Genomic DNA, 1,352 nt, shown 5'->3' on the forward strand with positions numbered 1-1,352 from the left:
ATCACGCAGTTTTCGCCACTCCGTGATCTGCGAGGAATAGATGCCCTGCTCCCGCAAATACGCGCCGCCCCCGTTCCGGGAAATCGCATCCTCGTAGGCGGCGAGGTGGTCAAGTTTCTGCTTCGGCGTGAACGAGCGCCGGGGCGTGGGGCCGCCCGCGCGCGGGCCGGGACTGCTGTTGTTCATGGAACTATCGTCGCGCACGGCGATCAACGATGGGCTGGACATGGTTGGACTTCCTGATTCTCGCCCTACGTCAAACGGCGGACTTGCTCTGAGCTACTGGCCTCAACTCACCCTGACACGTAGGGGNAGCGGTCGCGACCGTTGCCCGCGAGCTCGGTGTTAACGAGGCCACACTGGGCCGGTGGGTGAGCGCGTTCAAGGCTCGCAACGAGACCGGGCAGACTGAGGTGACGGAGTCTGAAAGGGCCGAGCTGCTGCGGCTTCGGAAAGAGAACGCGGACCTGAAGATGGACAGGGCCTTTCTAAAAAAAGCGTCCATCTTCTTCGCCCAGGAAGCGTCGGATACGAACGGCAAGCGTTCGAACTGATGCTGGCGGAGAAGACCAACTTCACCATCACCCGCATGGTCCGCCTTCTCGAAGTTTCCCGGTCGGGCTACTACGCCTGGGTTGGCCGGCCGCCGTCGCCGGCGTCGATTCGGCGGGTGCATATCGAGCAGAAGGTCACCTTCTTCCACGGTGATTCCGACGAGGTCTATGGGCCCCGCGGATCTTGGCTGATCTCCGCGCGGACGGGGAGATAATCTCTCGCAAGACCGTCGCCGTGACCATGCGACGACTCACGTTGACGAAGCAACACTCAGAAGCCGGAAACCACAACACTCACGGGGACGTAGCCGTACAAGCTCGGCGCCTCCTCCCTGCCTCTAACACATCGAGGCGGCGCTGAGCGCCGCCCGGGCTTCGCACCCGTGCATGTCCAGGCAGTACGCGCATCCATTGATCTGCGACGCGCGAATTTTCACCAGCGCCGGCAGAGCTTCACCCAGGCTTCCCGCATGGATGTATTTCTCTAGGGCGAACATCGGTTTCTAGGACTCGGGATCGACATCACCGACGGAGAGGCGTTGCTCAACTGACATTGTCGTTACCTTTCTGTCAGTGTTCATGGTGCTTGTACGTAGAGCGACCGCTATTGCGCATGTCGTCCGATGAAGTCTGGCCTTGACCCCGGTTGGTGGACACCTCACAAGAGAGAATGTTTATCATTGAAAACACACGCCGGGAGTTCACTCCTGAGTTCAAAGACGAGGCCGTCAAGCTGGTGATCAACACCGGTCGGCCCGTGTCGACCGTGGCCCGAGAGCTCGGCGTCAAGGAAGCCAC

General features: G+C 60.8%; 3 protein-coding genes and 2 pseudogenes. 3 read left to right on the forward strand and 2 right to left on the reverse strand.

Annotated elements, in window-relative coordinates; translation table 11 throughout:
• Positions 1-186 (reverse strand): annotated as a pseudogene (locus CXY82_RS00035) (IS3 family transposase); the annotation flags it as partial.
• A 134-nt stretch (positions 187-320) separates the two neighbouring features.
• Here CXY82_RS00035 and CXY82_RS00040 point away from each other — a divergent pair.
• Positions 321-554 (forward strand): annotated as a pseudogene (locus CXY82_RS00040) (transposase); the annotation flags it as partial.
• Complete coding sequence (locus CXY82_RS00045) at positions 554-769, forward strand: hypothetical protein (RefSeq protein WP_104169146.1); 216 nt, start codon at positions 554-556, stop codon at positions 767-769. The pseudogene CXY82_RS00040 and the gene CXY82_RS00045, both read left to right, overlap by 1 nt.
• A gap of 123 nt (positions 770-892) precedes the next feature.
• Here CXY82_RS00045 and CXY82_RS18405 read toward each other — a convergent pair whose 3' ends face one another.
• Positions 893-1,051, reverse strand: coding sequence for a carboxymuconolactone decarboxylase family protein (locus CXY82_RS18405; RefSeq protein WP_104169147.1), 159 nt, complete (start codon positions 1,049-1,051; stop codon positions 893-895).
• A gap of 173 nt (positions 1,052-1,224) precedes the next feature.
• Between CXY82_RS18405 and CXY82_RS00055 the strand changes: the two genes are divergently transcribed.
• Positions 1,225-1,352 (forward strand): transposase (locus CXY82_RS00055; protein ID WP_146068985.1); only part of this gene is annotated, 128 nt, incomplete at its 3' end.

The sequence above is a fragment of the Cryobacterium sp. M23 genome (assembly GCF_002929655.1).
In the GTDB taxonomy this organism is placed as follows: Bacteria; Actinomycetota; Actinomycetes; order Actinomycetales; family Microbacteriaceae; genus Cryobacterium; species Cryobacterium sandaracinum.